This window comes from Paenibacillus sp. FSL M7-1046, assembly GCF_038007405.1.
GTDB lineage: Bacteria > Bacillota > Bacilli > Paenibacillales > Paenibacillaceae > Paenibacillus_AQ.
In genome coordinates, this window is the sequence record NZ_JBBOXB010000001.1 from 7,188,072 (window position 1) to 7,207,043 (window position 18,972).

At 53.7% G+C, this 18,972-nt stretch carries 20 protein-coding genes; 5 read left to right on the top strand and 15 right to left on the bottom strand.

Going from position 1 to position 18,972, the window contains the following annotated elements; translation table 11 throughout:
• Nucleotides 1-12 precede the first annotated feature (12 nt).
• The 3 genes from NYE29_RS32290 to NYE29_RS32300 are packed head-to-tail and all read left to right on the top strand — an operon-like array spanning nucleotide 13 to nucleotide 2,231.
• Nucleotides 13-333 (top strand): LapA family protein, encoded by a 321-nt coding sequence (locus tag NYE29_RS32290; protein WP_038589630.1) that lies wholly within the window; start codon nucleotides 13-15, stop codon nucleotides 331-333.
• A 37-nt stretch (nucleotides 334-370) separates the two neighbouring features.
• On the top strand, nucleotides 371-1,414 hold the full coding sequence (locus NYE29_RS32295; protein WP_340899165.1) for a M42 family metallopeptidase: 1,044 nt from the start codon (nucleotides 371-373) through the stop codon (nucleotides 1,412-1,414).
• Nucleotides 1,398-2,231 (top strand): hypothetical protein, encoded by an 834-nt coding sequence (locus tag NYE29_RS32300; RefSeq protein ID WP_076112309.1) that lies wholly within the window; start codon nucleotides 1,398-1,400, stop codon nucleotides 2,229-2,231. Before NYE29_RS32295 ends, NYE29_RS32300 begins: the two co-directional genes overlap by 17 nt.
• A 190-nt stretch (nucleotides 2,232-2,421) precedes the next feature.
• On the opposite strand, the gene NYE29_RS32305 is transcribed toward NYE29_RS32300, so the two are convergent.
• The 10 genes from NYE29_RS32305 to hemE all read right to left on the bottom strand — a co-directional run bounded on the left by NYE29_RS32305 (nucleotide 2,422) and on the right by hemE (nucleotide 13,209).
• Nucleotides 2,422-2,901 (bottom strand): DL-endopeptidase inhibitor IseA family protein, encoded by a 480-nt coding sequence (locus NYE29_RS32305; RefSeq protein ID WP_340899166.1) that lies wholly within the window; start codon nucleotides 2,899-2,901, stop codon nucleotides 2,422-2,424.
• A 210-nt stretch (nucleotides 2,902-3,111) separates the two neighbouring features.
• Complete coding sequence (locus NYE29_RS32310; protein ID WP_340899167.1) at nucleotides 3,112-5,052, bottom strand: ABC-F family ATP-binding cassette domain-containing protein; 1,941 nt, start codon at nucleotides 5,050-5,052, stop codon at nucleotides 3,112-3,114.
• Between the two features lie 69 nt (nucleotides 5,053-5,121).
• On the bottom strand, nucleotides 5,122-5,712 hold the full coding sequence (locus tag NYE29_RS32315; protein ID WP_076112296.1) for a TetR/AcrR family transcriptional regulator: 591 nt from the start codon (nucleotides 5,710-5,712) through the stop codon (nucleotides 5,122-5,124).
• Nucleotides 5,713-5,759: 47 nt separating this feature from the next.
• Entirely contained in the window at nucleotides 5,760-6,566 is an 807-nt protein-coding gene (locus NYE29_RS32320; protein WP_340899169.1) for a DUF92 domain-containing protein, read from the bottom strand.
• Nucleotides 6,567-6,639: 73 nt separating this feature from the next.
• On the bottom strand, nucleotides 6,640-7,263 hold the full coding sequence (locus tag NYE29_RS32325; RefSeq protein ID WP_340899170.1) for a fumarylacetoacetate hydrolase family protein: 624 nt from the start codon (nucleotides 7,261-7,263) through the stop codon (nucleotides 6,640-6,642).
• A 37-nt stretch (nucleotides 7,264-7,300) separates the two neighbouring features.
• Nucleotides 7,301-8,032: a glycerophosphodiester phosphodiesterase gene (locus NYE29_RS32330; protein WP_340899171.1), complete on the bottom strand. Its 732-nt coding sequence runs from the start codon at nucleotides 8,030-8,032 to the stop codon at nucleotides 7,301-7,303.
• A 100-nt stretch (nucleotides 8,033-8,132) separates the two neighbouring features.
• Nucleotides 8,133-9,425: a CapA family protein gene (locus NYE29_RS32335; protein WP_340899172.1), complete on the bottom strand. Its 1,293-nt coding sequence runs from the start codon at nucleotides 9,423-9,425 to the stop codon at nucleotides 8,133-8,135.
• A gap of 239 nt (nucleotides 9,426-9,664) precedes the next feature.
• On the bottom strand, nucleotides 9,665-11,140 hold the full coding sequence (hemG, locus tag NYE29_RS32340) for a protoporphyrinogen oxidase (protein ID WP_340899173.1): 1,476 nt from the start codon (nucleotides 11,138-11,140) through the stop codon (nucleotides 9,665-9,667).
• Nucleotides 11,137-12,093: a ferrochelatase gene (gene hemH / locus NYE29_RS32345; protein WP_340899174.1), complete on the bottom strand. Its 957-nt coding sequence runs from the start codon at nucleotides 12,091-12,093 to the stop codon at nucleotides 11,137-11,139. The genes hemG and hemH overlap by 4 nt, the downstream gene beginning before the upstream one ends.
• A 54-nt stretch (nucleotides 12,094-12,147) precedes the next feature.
• Complete coding sequence (gene hemE / locus NYE29_RS32350) at nucleotides 12,148-13,209, bottom strand: uroporphyrinogen decarboxylase (RefSeq protein ID WP_340899176.1); 1,062 nt, start codon at nucleotides 13,207-13,209, stop codon at nucleotides 12,148-12,150.
• A 227-nt stretch (nucleotides 13,210-13,436) separates the two neighbouring features.
• Between hemE and NYE29_RS32355 the strand changes: the two genes are divergently transcribed.
• Entirely contained in the window at nucleotides 13,437-14,657 is a 1,221-nt protein-coding gene (locus NYE29_RS32355; RefSeq protein WP_038589591.1) for an MFS transporter, read from the top strand.
• A gap of 44 nt (nucleotides 14,658-14,701) precedes the next feature.
• On the opposite strand, the gene NYE29_RS32360 is transcribed toward NYE29_RS32355, so the two are convergent.
• Entirely contained in the window at nucleotides 14,702-15,331 is a 630-nt protein-coding gene (locus NYE29_RS32360; protein WP_340899180.1) for an O-methyltransferase, read from the bottom strand.
• Nucleotides 15,332-15,517: 186 nt separating this feature from the next.
• Here NYE29_RS32360 and NYE29_RS32365 point away from each other — a divergent pair, with 186 nt between their 5' ends.
• Nucleotides 15,518-16,660, top strand: a complete 1,143-nt coding sequence (locus tag NYE29_RS32365; RefSeq protein ID WP_038589585.1) for a THUMP domain-containing class I SAM-dependent RNA methyltransferase — start codon at nucleotides 15,518-15,520, stop codon at nucleotides 16,658-16,660.
• Between the two features lie 171 nt (nucleotides 16,661-16,831).
• On the opposite strand, the gene NYE29_RS32370 is transcribed toward NYE29_RS32365, so the two are convergent.
• From NYE29_RS32370 to NYE29_RS32385, 4 genes are all read right to left on the bottom strand, one after another.
• A complete protein-coding gene (locus tag NYE29_RS32370) occupies nucleotides 16,832-17,656 on the bottom strand; it encodes an aldo/keto reductase (protein ID WP_038589582.1) in 825 nt (274 codons plus the stop codon).
• 260 nt (nucleotides 17,657-17,916) lie between these two features.
• Nucleotides 17,917-18,156, bottom strand: a complete 240-nt coding sequence (locus NYE29_RS32375) for a DUF1450 domain-containing protein (protein ID WP_038589579.1) — start codon at nucleotides 18,154-18,156, stop codon at nucleotides 17,917-17,919.
• A 41-nt stretch (nucleotides 18,157-18,197) separates the two neighbouring features.
• Entirely contained in the window at nucleotides 18,198-18,500 is a 303-nt protein-coding gene (locus tag NYE29_RS32380) for a HesB/IscA family protein (RefSeq protein ID WP_038589576.1), read from the bottom strand.
• 126 nt (nucleotides 18,501-18,626) lie between these two features.
• Nucleotides 18,627-18,878, bottom strand: a complete 252-nt coding sequence (locus tag NYE29_RS32385; protein ID WP_038589573.1) for a hypothetical protein — start codon at nucleotides 18,876-18,878, stop codon at nucleotides 18,627-18,629.
• Nucleotides 18,879-18,972: the final 94 nt, after the last annotated feature.

An 18,972-nucleotide genomic window follows, 5' to 3' on the forward strand; every position in this document is an offset into this window, starting at 1 on the left:
GGAGGAAATCATATGAAATTGCAATGGTCGCTTATTCTCGGTCTTTTCTTCGCTCTGCTTACTGCTGTGTTCGCAGTCATGAACGTCGATACGGTACCGGTTAATTTCGGTTTTGATGTTGTCAGCATCCCGCTCATTCTTGTCATTCTGGGCTGTGCGCTGATCGGTGGAGTCGTCGTCGGTTCTTACGGCATTTTCCGCCAGTATAAGCTGCAGAAGCAGATTAAAGGACTGACAGCAGAGCTGAACAAACTGCGTGACGCAGGCAGTTCACTGGACTCTCTGGGTACACAGTATGACAGCCTTTCCACAGAACACACTACTCAACACTAGGTCTCTATTCCTTAATCATGAACAGGAGGGCTTAACCTTGCTTACCATTCAGCCTAATGAAGACTATATTCTCTCTATTCTCAAAAAACTGCTGGATACTCCAAGCCCCAGCGGATTCACGGCCCAGGTCATGAATCTTGTGGCTGAAGAAGCAGCAGCCTTGAACGTGCCTTTAAGCTGGAACGAAAAGGGCGGCGTTATTCTGACCGTCCCCGGCCTTGATCCTTCGCGCACCATCGGTATCAGCGCCCATGTGGACACCTTAGGTGCTATGGTACGCTCCATTAAACCGAACGGAACACTTCGCCTCACTTCTGTCGGCGGATTTACCATGAGCAGCATTGAGAATGAATACTGCGTCATACATACCCGTACCGGGTTGACCTACACCGGCACCATTTTGACTAGCCACCCTTCCGTCCATGTCTATCCGGATGCGCGCGATTTCAAACGCGTAGAGGAGAATATGGAGATTCGCATCGATGAACTTGTCTCTACCAAGGATGACGTACTGAAGCTCGGCATTGCCGTCGGAGACTTCATCTCCTTTGATGCCCGCGCAGTAATTACGCCGAGCGGTTATATCAAATCCCGCCATCTGGACGACAAAGCCAGTGTAGCCGCTCTGCTCGGCCTGCTGGAAAGCATGAAACGCGAAGGCTGGAAGCCGCTGCACAATCTCTCCCTGCTGATCTCCAATTATGAAGAGGTCGGACACGGAACCGCCTGGATCCCCGGAGAGATCAACGAGTTCATCGCTGTCGATATGGGCGCGATGGGTGATGACCTGAGCTGCAAGGAGACCGATGTGTCCATCTGTGCAAAGGACTCCTCCGGCCCTTACGACTATGCCATGACCGGCCGCCTGATCGATCTGGCGAATAGTCTGGCTATTCCGTTCGCGGTAGATATCTATCCGCAGTACGGTTCCGATGCCTCCGCTGCGTTAAGAGGCGGCAACAACATCCGTGCCGCGCTGATCGGCCCGGGCGTGCATGCATCACACTCCATGGAGCGCACGCACAAGCAGGCCGTGCTCAATACCGCTAAGCTGCTTGCCGCATATGTCGGTACAAACTGAAACCGGCAGCAAGCTGCAGCGGATTTTACGGCGCAAACACTGGCTGATTGCCGTTGCGGTACTGCTCATGCTTATCTTGATTACGGTGATAGCCATTATAATGGCTAAACCGGATACACAGCATGCGGAGGTCTTTGACGGCCTCCCTCATGCCTATTCCTATCTGGAGGCGGAATCTTCGGGTAAGGTTCAGCTGCACATGATGTCGCTGGCACCGGAAGATATTGTCCTGCGTCCCGCCGGTGCCCCCTTGCGGCAAATCGCCGCATATGGCATTAACGGCGGCTTCTTCTATGGGACCGATCTCCTGTCGATAGCCATCATGAATGATAATCCGTCGGGCGGAGCCCGGGGAGCCTACGGCTCCGGCTGGTTCAATGCCAAATACGCCCGCGGAACGATGGTTTGGGACGGCGCAAGCGGCAAGCTGTCAGTGCAGGTCGTTTCTTCCGGCGAGGAACTGGAGGTCAGTGACCGCTCCAACTATTGGGCACAGGGCGGGATCAGCATGAATCTGCAGCATGAAGAGCTGTGGGTGTTGTCTGCTGCCGCAGAACATCTTCCTAATGCCGATGAGCAGCGGATGCGCTCCGGCCTGGTCTACGATAGTGCAGGCAAGCTGTGGCTGATCGTCACTCCAACGCTCAGTACGGCGGAAGAGTTCCGCACAGCCGTACTGCAGCATGTCCCCGGAGAAGGCAGGGAAGGCATCTTCCTGGACGGTGACGGCTCCTCGCAGATGAACGCCGACGAGGCTGTATTGACCGGCGATTCGCGTCCGGTGGTGCAGATGATTGCCGTGGCCGGGGGCAAATAGACGGATTAGCAATTTAAAACATGAAGGCAGGCTCAGTCAGCGGAATCGGACTGGCCTGTTTTTTTAAAAGATAAGAATTTATATGTTTCACGCTATAAATTATCCTTCTATTTCTCGCTGAAACGGATACCGTCCTTTTGAGGACGGCGAAGCCGTTTCCACTTGTTGTGCAAATCAATTTTAATCCATTTTACCGGCAGGGTTGATACCTTGGATCGCCGAATTTATTACTCCGGTCCAGAATTGTGAGCCGCTCCCCGGACCTGGCGATCAGGTAACGGATGATTTCAGTTCCTTCATCTGTATCTACGTCAAAGGACAGGTTGGCTGTAACCCTAAGTCTAGTTGATGTACGACTCGTAACCCGAAGTCTCCGGGGATAGTACGGCAGGGGGCCTGTATCTCCTGCAATCACATACAATCTTCCATTTCTTGTAACAGTCATCAGATTACAGAACATTCTATTGCTCAAAGCAATACCCCAATATCTTCTGAAATAAGCTATCACCTTGGCTCTTGTACTGAATCTCAGCGGCAGCCGTAAATATTCCCTTCCGTCCACTATGATTACTCTGTTAGTATCAGCCGAGTAAAACACTTCAACCCAGACCGACTCCGCATTCTCTATAAACCTTTTCAATTCACTGACAGACTGAGTTATTCTTGGCATAACATCTCCTCCTCCCTATTACTGTATTACGCTAACAGCAATTGGACCGGGTGATAGACTACATAGGTTAAGAGAATTTATCCTCTGTAAAATGAAAACGATAAACTTTCATAGCCGCATATCAAAAAGCAAGCCGGCCTCCGTTAGCAACGGAAGTCGGCTTGCTTTGTATGTTCATGTTCATCTTATTCTCTTACCTGATCCCGGATCTTAAGCTTTGCCGGCGATTCGCTCTGCCAGCTCGTTCAGATACGTCCAGCGCTCCATCAGGCGTTCCAGCTCTGCTTCGCCTTGCCGCTGCTTGTCTACAAGCTCCTGCAGCCGGCCAGAGTCGGCAAAAGCGGCTTCCATCTGCGCGGTGATATCTACCAGATGCTGCTCCGCCAGCTCGATTTGCTCGTCGATCCCCTCATATTCCCGCTGTTCCTTGAAGGTGAACTTCAGCTTCTCCCGGGCTGGAGGGGAGGTCTGCGCATTCTGGCTCTGTTCCGGGGCTGAACTGCGTTTGCCCGCACCCGCTGCTTCGTCTTTGCCATTATCACTGCGGACAGTAACGTTCTTCGCCAGCCACTCCTCATATTCACTGTAGTCACCGACATGCAGCCGGATCTGCCCGTTCTCAAAGGCGATCAGCTTATCCACCGTACGGTCCAGAAAATAACGGTCATGCGATACAGTGAACACTACGCCAGGAAATTCGTCCAGATAATCCTCCAGAACGGCGAGCGTCCCGATATCCAGGTCATTGGTCGGCTCGTCCAGCAGCAGCACGTTAGGCGCCCCCATGAGTACACGAAGCAGGTAGAGGCGTCTTTTCTCACCGCCGGACAGCTTGGAGATGGGTGTCCACTGCATTGCCGGAGGGAACAGGAAACGCTCCAGCATCTGTCCGGCCGTTATGACGCTGCCGTCAGCTGTGCGGATGATCTCCGCCTCTTCCTTTACATATTCGATCGCCCGCATGGTGTCGTCCATATCTTGATGCTCTTGTGTAAAGTAACCCAGTTTGACCGTTGCACCCAACTGAACCTCGCCGCTGTCCGGCTGAAGTTTGCCGGCAATCAGGTTAAGCAGTGTCGACTTGCCGCTGCCGTTCGGACCAACAATCCCTACACGGTCTTGCGGTACGGCGATATAGGTCAGATCTTTAATCAGTGTCCGGCCATCCAGCGCTTTAGTAAGATCCTTCATTTCAATGATTTTGCGGCCCAGCCTGGTCGAAGCCACGGAAATATCCATTGCTCCAGCCGAAGCGCCGCCCTGGCTATCCTTCAACTTCTCAAAGCGGTCGATTCGTGCTTTCTGCTTCGTGGACCGTGCTTTGGCTCCGCGGCGAATCCAGGCCAGCTCTGTGCGCAGCAGATTCTTGCGCTTCTGCTCGGCCGACGCTTCCCGCTCCTCACGGTCCGCTTTCAGCTCCAGGAACCGCGAGTAGTTCGCTTCATAGCGGTACAGACGCCCTCCGTCCAGCTCCAGCATGACACTGGCTACCCGTTCCAAGAAATAACGGTCATGTGTAACCATCAGCAGCGCTCCGCGCCGCTTCTGCAGATACTGCTCCAGCCAAGCCACAGAGTCAGTATCAATATGGTTGGTCGGCTCATCCAGAATCAGCAGCTCGGAAGGAGTAATCAGGGCGGCCGCGAGTGCTACACGCTTGCGTTGTCCCCCCGAGAGCGTCTCCATCAAGGCGTCAAAACGGGTGATGCCGAGCTTCGTCAGCACGGTTTTGGCTTCACTCTCCAGATGCCAGGTTCCGGCGGCATCGATAGATTGCCCGATCCGCACCAGTCTGCCCTCCAGTCCGGCGTCGCCGGGGTTCTTCTCCAGCAGGGCCATAATCTCCATATATTCACGCATGGTAGCAAGCTCAGGATCATCTCCTGCAAATACCTGCTGCAGCACGGTATTGCCTGGTTCATAGGGCGGATTCTGCGCCAAATACTGCACCCGCACACCGTTGCCGATTGCGATTTGTCCTTCGTCGGCGGTATCCAGCCCCGCGATGATTTTTAAAAAGGTCGACTTGCCTGTTCCATTCACACCGATAACACCAATCTTGTCCCGGTCATCCATACCAAACGATGCATCACGGAACAAAATTTTCTCTCCATAACTTTTGGAAAGATGTTCCACGGTCATAATATTCATACGCTGTCCTCGCTTGCCTTATATTTTCATTACCGGATTTATGCTGCCTTAGTTGACCCTATTGGCCGTTTAATAGCCATTCTCCGCATTCAGACTGCCGATTGCCCCGTGAATAAACAGCGCCGCAGCAAATTTTGCCCGCTTATACGCGTCCTCTTCCGTAAAGGAGGGTTGAAACAGAATATCCATCTTCAGCCGGTCCAGCATCCCGATATAGGATTGAGCCATCAGCTCCGGTTCGGAGGCCCCGCCTTCCAGGAGCACCTTCACCACGGCCTGCATATATTCCTCCATAAAAAGCGCCATATAGGCCACCAGCTCCGGGTTGTTGTTGGGAGCCCGGAAGAACAGCTTGGTGTGCTGCTTGCGCTCGTAATAATACATCAGATGATGTTCGGCGATTACCGCCAGCTTCTCTGTCGGAGCTGTACAGTCCTCCAGCTTGTGCTCAAGCTGCTGCATGAAGCCCTCGCAATCGCGGCGGGTAACAGCCATAAACAGCTCTTCCTTGCTTTTAAAATACAAATAGACTGTACCCTTAGCGATTCCTGCATGTTCCGCCACTTCGGACATTTTCGTCTCGTAGAAACCTCCTGAACCGAAAAGCTCATAAGCGGCATCCAGAATGGCAGTATGCTTGTGATTTGCTGCACTGCTCATCCGGTTCACCTCCTGACTATATGGCGCATTGCTGTATTGTTGACTTTCTAACTGGCTGTAAAACCGATCAGCAGCGCGGCAGCGCCGCCGATGACCGAACTCAGTGCATTGACCGCGTCGTTGTCCATCCAGCGCCAGCCCCGGGCATACACCGTGCGCTGACCGCAATGCTGCGAGGCTTCCACCTCGCGGCCGCATTTGGTGCAGCGGTTCATCCGCTGCACTGTAGCGCCCAGGATCGAGTCGGCGAAAGCGCCGGCGAGACCGCCCACAAGTCCGGCGAGCGCAAGCCGCAGGAAGGAATGGTCCGGCATGCCGGAGGCCGCCCGGAGCGCCCAGGAGGCAACTCCAATGAAGGCTCCGCCTGCGGCAGCGGCCAGAGTGCCCGGCAGCGATACGCCGCCGGAGGTTCCTGCCTGGAGGATTTTGCCCGTGAGCACCGACCGCGGAGGTTTCTTGGACAGCGTACCAATTTCTGTGGCCCATGTATCCGAGGTCACGGTTGCCATTACGCCGATAAAGAGAAATCCCCAAATCTCCAGGGGATAAATGGCATTCAGCAAGACGAGCAGCATGCCCATTCCGCCGTTGGCAAATACTTGCCCGGCATCCCGGCGTCCTGTCTTGTCATACGTCAGCTCCAGTTCGGCCTTATTCTCATGGTGAAGTTTGGATAACATACTGGAAGAGATGAAGAACAGCAGCAGGATGCCGAACCAGAAGGCATTTCCGGCACCAAAATAAATGGTCCCCATAACAACCGCCGCCAGCATGCCGGACAAGCTCAGCGACTGTTTGGCATAAGCCGCTCCGGCGACCAGCAAAGCGCCGCAGGCACCGATCACCCATAACATAGATTCAACTCCGCTTCTGCAAGAATAAGCATCTTCCGGAGACGAATCTCCGGAAGACGAAGACTGATTAAGGTTAACCGATCAGGCAGGTGCCCATAAGCTTCTCGCCCCAGTACAGCTCAAAGGAATCGCCTGAAACAACCGGACCTACCCCGGCAGGGGTACCCGTGAATATCACATCATCTTTGCCAAGCCCGTAGCGGGCAGCAATGAATTCAACAATCTTTTGCAGCGAGAAAATCATGTTCTTCACATTCCCGCGCTGCACTTCCACCCCATTCTTCAGCACGGTGAAATCTGTTGCTTCCAGCTCCTCCTGCTCGGGAAAAGCAATATAAGGGGTGAGCGGAGCAGCGTTCTTGAAGCCTTTGGCAGCCGTCCATGGCAAGCCTTTCTTCTGCAGATCATTATGCACGTCACGCAGGGTGAAATCCAGGCCGAGTGCCATGACATAAACCAGTTCCTCCACGCTCATGCCCGGTACATAATCACGCGCGATGCGCAGTACCAGTTCACCTTCATAGTGAATAAGTCCGGCATCCTGCGGGAGATGAATAATGGCCTTATCGAGAGATACCGCTGCATGGGAGGGCTTCAGGAAGATCAGCGGCTCCACCGGAACCTGGTTTCCCAGCTCCTCGGCATGTAATTTATAATTGCGTCCAACGCAGTATATGTTATTAACATCTGCACACATTATAATCAGCTCCTTTTCCCGTCAATTGGTAATGTCCTTAAGCTTTCAGAAAAGTTTCGCCCCAGATATCCGGACGGTTCGTACAGATCATAATATCGGAATGCATTTCAGCCAGACGGCGCATCTCCTTCGCCTTGTTCACCGTCCAGGCCATCGTTTTGACACCGCGTTCGGCAAGCTGCTTCGCCAGTCCCGGATTCAGCCGTGCAAAGCTGATGGACAGAAAGGAGCAGTCCAGCTCCTTCAGCTTACGGGCGGGATCACCGGTTCTGGAATCATAAATCAGACCGGTGCGAAACCGCGGATCCAGCTCCTTGATCCGCTGCAATGCCCCGGCATCAAATGAGGTCAGCACAACATCATCCCGCATCCCTGTGGAAGAGACAAGGTCAATGACTGCCTTCTCCAGACCCGGATACATATCACCGCTGGTCTTCAGTTCAATATTCAGGCGCAGCCGTCCGGAAGCAAGCTCAAGCACCTCTTCCAGCGAAGGGACCCGTTCTCCCCGGAAGGCACGCCCTTTCCAGCTTCCCGCATCCAGGCGCCGGAGATGCTCAAATTCCATGTTCTTAATCTTGCCGTGTCCGTTCGTCGTCCGGTCCAGCGTAAAATCATGGATGACGACTGGCACCCCGTCTCTGGTGAGCTGAACATCAATTTCCATCCAGCGTACATAAGGCAGAGCAAGCGCCATGCGAACGGCTGCGAGCGTATTCTCCGGTGCTTTCCCGGAGAATCCACGGTGGGCTACACACATGTTTTTCATCATAAGTACCTCCAGCAGAAGTATGGTCTGTCTCCGGATTCCCCCGTGAATTCTGCAGGGACCGGTGCGAGCTGCTTACGACTATCTTGTTGGTTTAGCCCTATTTGCCGGCTTGTACGACGGTTCCGTCGTTTCTGATGGTTACGAGTCCTGAAGATAAGGATTGAACTTTATTCAGCAAAAGCTGTCCATCCACATCATTCATAGGCACCGGCTGGCCTAATTCGGCGTCCATCGGGCTCAGTTTCAACGAACACTCGCCTTTGACAGTGCATTGTGCCTGAAAAACAGCGGTCTCCCACGTAGCAGGAACCTTGGACCGTGTGAAAATAAAATTGCCTGTGCTGTAAGCGATCCATTTGCCCTTGTACGGCTCTATCCCCTGCAGCACATGCGGGTGGCCACCCATCACCAGGTCTGCTCCGGCATCAATAAAGCTGTGTCCCAGCTCCTGCTGGGTCGCATCATATTGTTCAACCCGTTCCTTCCCCCAGTGGACAACTACAACGACCAAGTCAGCCTTCTTCTTGGCAGCGGCGATGGCCTTAAGCCCTTCTCTGCTGTCATAGACAGAAGCAACACCGGGCTTCTTCGCTCCGGCGATCCAGTCTGTATGAGGAATGACACGTGTGAAGCCAAGCAAGGCTATCCGGATTCCCTGGCGCTCAAAATATTGGGTCGTATAAGCTTCCTTGCTGTCGGCTCCTGCTCCTACATAAGGAATCCCCCGCTTGCTGAGGTTGCTCAAAGTATCCAGCAGACCTTGCTCCCCTTGATCCAGCGTATGGTTATTGGCAAGATTTACCGCATCCACACCGGCTGACTTCAGCGCATCCAAGGCCTCTGGCGCTCCCTTGAATACAAACTGCTTGTTCTCGGCGCTCACGCCACCCGTAGTAATCGGTGTTTCCAGATTCACTACGGTGAGATCATCCTTCTTAAACATTCCATTCAGGGCAGAATAGGAATAATCATACCCTTTCTTCTGGAGCAGTTCCCCGACCTTGCCGGCAAAAATGACGTCCCCGGCAAAATTCAGCGTGACTGTGTCTCCGGCATTCTCCGGCAACCCGGAAACCGCATCGCCGGTATTCTGGCCGCCAGCTCCGCCATCTCCATCGTCTCCGGAACCTATTGCAGTCTCTGGAGCTCTGCTAGCCTCGGGGGACGCCGTTGCCTCTGCTATATTCTCCTGTGCCGGTGAAGCCTCTGGAGAGGGTTCTGGAGTAGGTTCAGCACTAGCTGTGACCTCAGGAGTTACGGTCGCCGTAGCTTCAGGCTCAGGTGTCACGGCGTCCGGTGAGGGCGAAACTACCGCCTCTGACGGCGGTGGCGGGGCAGCATTCTCTTTGTCGTGATCTCCAATAAAATAATAGGTTAGCATAGCGGTCATCAACAAAAGCAAACTTACGTTGGTCCACGCCCAAACCCTTCTGCGCCGGCGTTTAGTGCTGCGCTTATTGTTCTGTCGTGTGCGTGATCTCGGCGGATACATGGGTACAAACAATCCCCTTTGCCTTTAAATTGGTTCTATTATAGCATAACTCATGCTGCTCCCTCCAAGATAGCCGGACGGGAATTCTATAATAAAAAAACGGTGAAGCGCCACCACCTCCGCTTCACCGTTTGGTTCTAACCTCTGGATGCGCCCACAGGTGCGGGCTGCTTGTTCAAGCTTCCGGCTGCGGCTTCAGCCGTCTCCTTGGCCTGTTTGATGCAATCAGGCATCCCGATGCCATCATAGCCGGCGCCAAAAGCATAGACGCCCGGGAGCTTCTGCGATAGCTCACTGCGCAGCCCTGCGATACGGCCGGGATGGCCGACCGGATACTGCGGCATGGAATGCTTCAGCCGGGTAATCTCCGTGAAGAGCGGCTGTGCGCCCACTCCCATAATTTCCCGCAGATCCTTGCGCACCAGCTCCGCAAGCGCCTCATCCGGCAGCTCAACATTCTGTTCATCGCCTGAACGGCCGACATAACAGCGCAGCAGCACCTTGTCCTCAGGGCTTGTATGCAGCCATTTGGTAGAAGTCCAGGTGCAGGCGGTAATATTGCGCCCTTCCTTACGGGGAACAAGGAACCCCGAGCCGTCATATTCCGTAATGATATCCTTCTTGGCAAAGGCCATTACCACATTGGCTACCGATACATAGTTGACGTTATCCAGTGCGGACACATCCACATGGGGACGGAGCAGCTCAGCGGCAGCAAAATTCTGCACGGTGACGTATATATCGTCAGCCAGCAGCGTTTCGCCGTTATCCAGCTCTACCGCGTAGCGCGGAACGGATTCGGCTGCAGAAGAGCGGCCGCTATCTGTGCGGACGGTAATACGGGCGGCACCTGTTCCGGTACGCTGCTCCACATCATGCAGTTCATGAATCAGGGCATGAACCATACTTTGCAGTCCTTTACGAAAGGTCAGGAAGGCGCTTTTTTTGGTGCCGGTATGCGTCTCGACAGGCTTGCGGCCCGTAGTCATCCCGCGGATAAGACTGCCGTATTGGCGTTCCACCTCACCAAACTGGGGGAAGGTTGCCTGTAGGCTGATCTTGCGCATATCTCCGGCATATATACCGGCAAGCAGAGGTTCGGTCATATTCTCCAGCACCTCAGTGCCAAGACGGCGCTCAATCAGCTGGCCGAGCGATTCATCTTCGCTGCTCCGGCGCGGCGGAAGAACGAAGTCCAGCATCGCCCGCATTTTGCCGCTGAATGACACAAGCCCGCTCTTCAGGAACGGCTTCAGCTCTGTAGGAATGCCGAGAACAAGCCCCGCCGGCATCGGGTGGAGTTTGCCGCGCTGCAATATGTACGTCTTTTTGGCATTCGGATTGGTGGTGACCAGCTCATGATCAAGCTTCAGCTCCTTGGCCAGATCGCTCATGGCCGTTTTGCGGGCCAGAAAAGAATCCGGCCCTTTCTCAACGACGAAGCCGTCACGTTGCAATGTTTCGATCTTGCCTCCCAGCACCTTCTCCTTCTCGATCAGCACAATATCCGGCTGTACGCCGGCTTCCCGGTAGTGTTTGCGAACGTAAAAAGCGGCGCTGAGGCCGCTGAGGCCGCCGCCGATGATGACTACCTTACGGGGGGAACCCGTCATGACTGGCTCACCTTCAGTTGACTGGCTTTGGTGCGCACCACATCGCTGAGGACCGACATATAGGCCGGGTCGCTGTTCAGCGAATCGGTGCGCATCAGCCGCAGATCCAGTTCCGAAGCCAGTGCCTGAGCCTCAATGTCGAGGTCATACAGCACTTCCAAATGGTCGGAAACAAAACCGATCGGGGCAGACAACACGTATTTCACCTGAGCTTCGCCAAGCTCACGCAGCGTATCCAGAATGTCCGGGCCCAGCCAAGGCTCAGCCGTTCTGCCCGCGCTTTGCCAGGTAAACTGCCAGGAGGTTACACCGGCCTGCTCGGCAATCGCTTTTGACGTTTCCAGCAGCTGATCCCGGTACGGATCGCCCATGGCCAGAATCCGTTCAGGCAAGCTATGGGCGCTGAACAATACACGAACCTCATCCCGGGCGGCGCCGGTCTCTTCAAAGAGGTCAAGCTTGGCAGACACTCTGCGGGTGAGCACATCAATCAGCTCGGGATGCAGATGATAGCTCTCCACAAATTCCATGTTGACTCCGCTGGCTTCAGCTTTTTCCCTGGCACGTTTAATGTAGGTTCCTACACTCATTACCGAATAATGGGGGGCAAGTACAATCCCGACCGCCTGGGTGATGCCATCCCGCGCCATAGCTTCAACACCGTCTTCGATAAACGGGTGCGCATGCTTAAGCCCCTGATAACACATATATTGAACATCCTCACCGCTATGGCCGCTGTTGAGCGCCTCCTGCAAAGCCTCCACCTGCCGGTCCGTGTTCTCTCTAAGCGGGAAAACCCCGCCGACAATGGCCTCATAACGGTCCTTCAGTTCTTTCAGCTGCTCGGCTGAAGGTGCATTGCCGCGCCGGATGTGGGTGTAATAAGCCTCTACACCCTCCAAACTTTCAGGCGTGCCGTATGACATCACGAGAACTCCGATTTTTGCTGTCACAGATTCCATCCCCTTTTACGAATAATGTCCATACTCTGCAATCTGCTGTTCATCCTAAGCTCTTGGCTGTGCAGCTTCCTTCAGCGCCTGCTCCGAGTACTCGTGCACATACTCAGTCAACTCCCTTAGCGTGTCCAGAGAAGCCTCGGGAAATAAGCCGTGACCCAGGTTGAAAATATACCCCGGCTCCCGGATGCCTTCATCAATCAGTTCCTTGGCCCGCTCCTTCAGTACCTCCATCGGTGCTGTAAGCAGATAAGGGTCCAGATTACCCTGGATCGCAAATCTGCCGCCTGTTCTTCGTCTGCCTTCACTCAGGCTCACACGCCAGTCGACTCCGATGACATCGGCCTTAAGATTCGTTAGGCTTGGCAGCAGTTCGCCGGAGCTTACGCCGGGAAAATAGATCTTAGGTACATCGAGATCCGAAAGTTCGGCAAAAATACGCGTAATGGTTGGCAGGACATATTGTTCAAAATCACGGGGAGCCAGAGCTCCTACCCAGCTGTCGAACAGCTGGAACGCTTTACCGCCGCTGCGGACATGGGCACGCAGATAGGCGATCACCATATCTCCCAGCTTCTCCATCAGCTTCTCCCAGACCCGGGGCTGGCTGAACATCATCTCTTTCGTGCGGTGATAGCTCTTGGAAGGCCTGCCTTCGATCAGATAGCTGGCAATGGTAAACGGCGCGCCTGCAAAGGTAATCAGCGGCACCTCCAGCTCCTTGTCCAACATGGCAATGGTCTTGAGGATGTGGCTGAGATCCCCTTCTACATCAATCGGCTTCAATCTGTCCACATCGGCTGCGGAAGCAATCGGATTCTCGATTACCGGTCCGATATTCTTGACGATGTCGAATTTCACGCCAAGCGACGCCACCGGATTCATAATGTCGGAATAAAGGATCGCCGCATCCACGCCCAGCTTGCGAACAGGCATCAGAGTTACTTCCGCTGCAAGCTCAGGCTGGCTGCAGATTTCCAGCAGCGAGTATTTCTCCTTGATTTTACGGTACTCTGGATCATAACGTCCGGCCTGGCGCATGTACCATACGGGAACATGGTCTGTCTCTTGCTTCTTACAGGCACGGATAAAAGTGTCATTGTAGGTCATCATAAGATCTCCATTAGATTTGATAGGTTATTTGTAAACACATATAACTTATTATGCCCTTTTTAAAAGTAGGTAACAACCACTCCACCCTTCATGGAATGACAATCCCATGACATTACTATGACAAGTGTTGCACCGTCCAGCCAAAAAACTATGATATACTGATAGAATGTCAATTTTTCGTGAATATTTTCTCTTTGAATCCTCTGAAAGGAAGTGAAAGCACTTTGAAGAATTGGGAGACATGGAAAGTCAACCTCATGGTGCTTTGGTTTGGCCAATTCCTGGTAAATGCCGGGATGACCATGATTACCCCGTTCCTGTCCCTTTATCTTGCCAAAGATCTGGGAGTGCAGGGTGATCATGCAATCGGAATGTGGGCCGGGCTTATTTTTGCCGCGAACTTTCTGACCTCATTTCTGTTCCAGCCGTTGTGGGGCAAGCTGGCCGACAAATACGGCCGCAAAATCATGCTCCTGCGCTCCAGCTTCGGCATGGCGATCGTCATTGTGCTGATGGGATTTGCACAGTCTCCAATGCAGCTGCTGCTGCTCCGTTTGCTGAACGGAACCATCTCCGGCTTCAACCCGGCCTCCATCGCGCTCGTCTCGGGAACGACACCTAAACCCCGGATGGGCTTCGCCATGGGGCTGATGCAGTCCGGGTCGGTTGCCGGTACTATTCTGGGACCGCTGATCGGCGGGGCGCTGGCTGACTGGATCGGGTTCCGCCCGATCTTCTATGTCGTCGGGGCGCTGCTGTTCGTCGCCTCGCTGCTGGCCTTGTTCCTCGTCAAAGAGAAATTTGACCGGGTCGAGGCTGCGCAGGTTCCGCAGGTTTCCGTAATGGAAGGCTTCAAGGAGCTGGCCAAGGTTCCGCAGCTTCCGGCCTTGTTCGGCGTTACCTTTCTGCTGCAGTTTGCAATGATCAGCCCGATGTCACTGCTGCCCCTGTATGTGGAGAAGCTGCACGGCTCCGCTGTGAACATCGCCTTCTGGGCAGGAATGGTCAGCGCGGTTACCGGCATCTCCAATATGCTGGCCTCCCCGGTACTGGGCAAGCTGAGCGACAAAATCGGCGCCCACCGGATCTTAACCTTTGCGCTGATCGGAGCTTCGCTGTTCCTGATCCCGCAGGCTTTTGTAACCAGCGTCTGGCAGCTGATTATTGTCCGTTTCCTAATGGGCGTCTTCATGGGGGGGCTGCTTCCGAGCGTCAATGCACTTATCCGTTCCTATACGCCTGATGGCAAGGAGAGCCGGGCTTTTGGCTTCAACAGCAGTACCTTGGCCCTTGGCAATATGCTGGGAGCGGTGATCGGCGGATTCCTGTCGGGCTATATCGGTATTGAGGGCCTGTTCATCATCTCCGGCTGCTTCCTGCTGATCAATACCGTCTGGGTACGGCTCAAGCTGTATAAGAATACGGAGCCGCGGCTATTCCGCTAGCATAGGGAGTAATCCGGCAGGTACCCTAAGCGCAAATCCGGTGTTTACTTTACTACCGCCAAAGCCAGTCCGTCATAGGCGGGGAGCAGTGTACTATTCAGGCGTGGATCAGCCGCTATCATTTCGTTGAAACGGCGCATCGCCTGCACGGCGGGTCCGTTCTTGTCCGTGTTCAAGGTGCGGCCGCGCAGGAAGATATTATCCCCGGCGATGACCGCACCCGGCGAGGCCAGCCTGATCGCATATTCGAGATAATTCGGATAATTCTCCTTGTCGGCATCAATGAAAAAGAAATCAAAAGTCCGGCCCTCCGCTTCGAGCAGCTTCAGGCTGTCCAGCGCAGGGCCGATTTTATATTCCACCGTATCGCCGAATCCGGCCTGCTGCAGGTGGCGCTCGGCCAGTCCGGCATATTCGGCCTTCAGCTCAAGCGACGTCAGGCTTCCGCCGTCCGCTAGTCCGCGGCACAGGCAGATGCCGCTGTACCCGCCAAGCGCGCCGATCTCCAGAATGTTCCTCGAACGGGACAGGCCCACCAGCATGGTGAGCAGCCGTCCATAACCCGGAGCGATGGACACCTCAGGCATGTGGTTCCCGGCGATTGCTTTCTTCACTTCAAGCAGCATCTCATCCTCTGTATAAAGCTGTTCGCTGTATTCTTCTTGGTTAGGCATATGTATTCTCCTTTAGTTCATGTTGTGAAGTCCCGCGCATTCCCCTATACTTAGAAGGATCAGCTGCGCCGTCCTTGACGAGGCGCATATTTAGAATGCCGGCAATACGTTGTATCGCCTTCCGGTAACTACCTTATTGTACTGGCATTGCGTTACCATCTACAAGTTAAACGGAGTTGAGAGCATTTGGGCAAATTACAATTGATCGCCACCGCCCCCATGGGGCTGGAGGCTGTAGTAGCACGCGAATTAAACGAGCTGGGTTATGAGACCACCGTCGAGAACGGACGGGTATTGTTCAGCGGAGATTATATTGACATCTGCCGCTGCAATTTATGGCTGCGCACCTCAGACCGTGTACTCGTTAAAATGGGCCAGTTTCCGGCCAAAACCTTCGATGAGCTGTTCGAAGGCGTCAAAGCGATCAACTGGGAGGACTGGATTCCCGAGAATGGGGAATTCCCTGTGGAAGGCCGCTCGCATAAATCCCAGCTTACCAGCGTACCCGCCTGCCAGGGGATTGTCAAGAAAGCCATTGTCGAGAAGCTGAAGCTTTCGTACCGTACGGAATGGTTCCCGGAAAATGGACCGCGTTATGTGGTTGAGATGATTCTGCTGAATGATATCGCCCTGATCACGCTGGACACGACCGGCCCGGCGCTGCACAAACGCGGCTACCGCCGTCAGGCTACAGAAGCGCCGCTGAAGGAAACGATGGCAGCCGCCCTGATCCAGCTTAGCCGCTGGAACGGCCACCGTCCGCTGTACGATCCTTGCTGCGGCTCAGGCACGCTGCTGATTGAAGCGGCGATGATCGCCTGGAACATCGCGCCGGGACTGCGGCGTTCGTTCCCTTCCGAGCATTGGCCGGAAATCCCGAAACGTCTGTGGGAGGAAGCCCGCGAGGAAGCCTTCGACGCCGTGCGCGATGATTATCCGCTGCAATTAACCGGCAGCGACATTGATCCTGCGGCGATTGAAATTGCCGAAGCCGCCGCCAAAAGCGCCGGTCTCGCCGGTGAAATCACCTTCAAGAACATCGCTGCCGCGAAGGCACGGCCGGAAGGCGAATACGGCTGCATCATTACCAATCCGCCTTACGGCGAACGGCTCAGCAACGACAAGGAAGTCGAACGTCTGACCCGCCAGTTCGGTGAAATGATGCTGTATCTCCCGACATGGTCCTTCTTCGCCATCAGCCCGTCGAAGGAATTCGAGCAATTGTACGGCCGCAAGGCGGACAAGCGCCGCAAGCTGTATAACGGGCGGATCGAATGCCAGTATTATCAATACCTTGGGCCGCTCCCACCGCGCAACCCTCAAAGCTGATTACGATACGGTGCTGTCTCACAGACTGTACAAGAAAACCGGACAGCGATCCTCCAGTAACGGATGGATCACTGCCCGGTTTTTTTAGATATTTCCAACGAGGCTGTTCCCATAAGCCAGATCATGGTTTTTGGAACAGCCTCGTTTTTTGTGTGAAAGATGCTGGACTGCCTAGAACAACAATTTATCCGGATCGGTGCCGATCCGCTCCCCGGCATCCAGTCCGCTGATCGCAGCCAATTCCTCCTGTGACAGCTCGAAATCAAAGATTTCGCTGTTCTCCTTAATTCTGGACGGAGTGACCGACTTCGGAATAATCACGATACGGCTCTGAAGCCCCCAGCGCAGAATAACCTGTGATACGGTCTTGCCATGCTTGTCCGCGATGTTCTTCAGCAGCTCATTCTCCTGCAGTCTGCCTTTCATCAGCGGAGCCCACGCTTCGATCTGAATGTGATGCTGTGCGCAGAAATCATGCAGCTCCTTCTGGATAAACCGCGGATGCAGCTCCACCTGATTGATGACAGGCACGGTGTCACTGTCCTTCAGCAATTCCTGCAGATGATGGATCTGGAAATTGCTGACTCCGATCGCCCGGACGCGGCCTTCCTGATTAAGGCGCTCCAGTGCACGCCAAGTCTCTTTATATTTATCCTTGCCCGGCCAATGGATCAAATAAAGGTCGATCACATCCAGTCCCAGCTTCTTGCTGCTGGTCTCAAAAGCCCGCAGGGTCGTATCATAGCCCTGATCACTGTTCCATACCTTTGTGGTCACGAACAGGCTGTCCCGGTCTACGCCGCTGGCGGCTATCGACCGGCCCACTTCCTCTTCATTGCCGTATACCGCTGCGGTGTCTATGCTCCGGTAACCCAGCTCAAGAGCGGTCGTGACGGCCTTTGCGACCTCCTCGCCCTCTGCTTTGTAAGTGCCGAGACCAAACCAGGGCATGACAACCCCGTTATTCAGAATCGTTCCGTCGGTAAGATGCTTCATACAGTATCATTCCCTCCTATGTATAGATCAGTTTAGACAACAGGTTCATTATACCATGTGCCTCCCCGGTACCCAAACCAGGCAGAGCTTGAGCGGATCGGGCAGAACTGGAAAGGTCCCGCAATGACTGAATAGGACACCTCTGCAAATTTAAAAAATAAAAAGCCCCCGCTTTGTCAGCGGAGGCGAATTTTGTTGTGGATGACAAGTGGTCGGCTAAACAACCGTTCGATTGCCACCCCTCGTGATATATGACGGAGTTATTCCTTAACTGCCGGCTGCTTGACAAAGGCTGCGGCTTTCGCCAGCACCTCATCTTCAGTCGGAGCACTGATGTAACGGCCGTTGATATAGATAAAGGCCCGCTTGCCGCAAGGTCCGCAGTAGGACTTGCAGCCAATCTTGATCTCCGCATCGGGAGCCATCTTGCGCAGCTTGGGAAGAATGCTTTTCATTCTCGTGTAATTGCATTGATCGCAAATTTGTATTTCGTTAGCCATAAAGCAACCCTTCTTTATGTCCGTAAGGTACGGGCGAACGTTTAGTGATCGCCATGATTTCCTTTAGACGGATTAGTGATGACAAAACCTTCTTCAGGGAAATACAGGTAATCAATCTTCACGCCATCCAGCAGCGGCTGGTTCGGATCGAGAATCACATCGATCTCCTTGTCCGTGGATACTACCACATCATTCTCTTTAGGCGTGTCCAAATCCAGACCGTAGTGGGCATGGTCGCCGTGAGCGTGGGTAATGGCTACGCGCAGCTTGAGCTCGCTGTTGCCTTCAAGCTCCATTGTTTTCTTTATCACTTTAGCCGCATTGCGGGTAATTTTGACGTTCATCCTCATCCATCTCCCAGGCATCTTAAATTTAAATACTCAATAATTTATTTTAAGGAAAGTAACCTGTAAAAGCAACCATATCGGCGAAATAGATCAGAATGGAGCGTAAAAAGATTCTCTAAAAATTCATCTTCCGCTCTTCAGGGCAGGATATTTGCGGTCCATCCGTGATACAAACCAGCCCATCAGCAGCATCGTCACACCAATGTCGTCAATCGGCAGAAACGGCATAAAATCGGGAAGCACCCAGTAGAGCAGCACCGGTATAGTGAACAGCAGCTTGTCCCCTATCGTTACATTGGGAGAAATGACATACTGCCAGGAATTACGGAAGATATGGGACCATTGTTTAAGCGAAAGCAGTTTTCTGAATTTCATGACGGTCCTCCTAATAATGATGTAGGTAATATATTGAATCCAGACACTCGGATAATATTGGTCAGGGCTTAATCAGCAGTTATATCCATAAAAA

Bases quoted from the DNA above. Each gene is read 5' to 3' on its own strand.
- NYE29_RS32290 (WP_038589630.1), top strand. From the start codon at position 13: ATGAAATTGCAATGGTCGCTTATTCTCGGTCTTTTCTTCGCTCTGCTT.
- NYE29_RS32300 (WP_076112309.1), top strand. From the start codon at position 1,398: ATGTCGGTACAAACTGAAACCGGCAGCAAGCTGCAGCGGATTTTACGG.
- NYE29_RS32305 (WP_340899166.1), bottom strand. From the start codon at position 2,901: ATGCCAAGAATAACTCAGTCTGTCAGTGAATTGAAAAGGTTTATAGAG.
- NYE29_RS32310 (WP_340899167.1), bottom strand. From the start codon at position 5,052: ATGAATATTATGACCGTGGAACATCTTTCCAAAAGTTATGGAGAGAAA.
- NYE29_RS32315 (WP_076112296.1), bottom strand. From the start codon at position 5,712: ATGAGCAGTGCAGCAAATCACAAGCATACTGCCATTCTGGATGCCGCT.
- NYE29_RS32320 (WP_340899169.1), bottom strand. From the start codon at position 6,566: ATGTTATGGGTGATCGGTGCCTGCGGCGCTTTGCTGGTCGCCGGAGCG.
- NYE29_RS32325 (WP_340899170.1), bottom strand. From the start codon at position 7,263: ATGTGTGCAGATGTTAATAACATATACTGCGTTGGACGCAATTATAAA.
- NYE29_RS32330 (WP_340899171.1), bottom strand. From the start codon at position 8,032: ATGAAAAACATGTGTGTAGCCCACCGTGGATTCTCCGGGAAAGCACCG.
- NYE29_RS32335 (WP_340899172.1), bottom strand. From the start codon at position 9,425: ATGACCGCTATGCTAACCTATTATTTTATTGGAGATCACGACAAAGAG.
- hemG (WP_340899173.1), bottom strand. From the start codon at position 11,140: ATGACGGGTTCCCCCCGTAAGGTAGTCATCATCGGCGGCGGCCTCAGC.
- hemE (WP_340899176.1), bottom strand. From the start codon at position 13,209: ATGACCTACAATGACACTTTTATCCGTGCCTGTAAGAAGCAAGAGACA.
- NYE29_RS32360 (WP_340899180.1), bottom strand. From the start codon at position 15,331: ATGCCTAACCAAGAAGAATACAGCGAACAGCTTTATACAGAGGATGAG.
- NYE29_RS32370 (WP_038589582.1), bottom strand. From the start codon at position 17,656: ATGAAGCATCTTACCGACGGAACGATTCTGAATAACGGGGTTGTCATG.
- NYE29_RS32375 (WP_038589579.1), bottom strand. From the start codon at position 18,156: ATGGCTAACGAAATACAAATTTGCGATCAATGCAATTACACGAGAATG.
- NYE29_RS32380 (WP_038589576.1), bottom strand. From the start codon at position 18,500: ATGAACGTCAAAATTACCCGCAATGCGGCTAAAGTGATAAAGAAAACA.
- NYE29_RS32385 (WP_038589573.1), bottom strand. From the start codon at position 18,878: ATGAAATTCAGAAAACTGCTTTCGCTTAAACAATGGTCCCATATCTTC.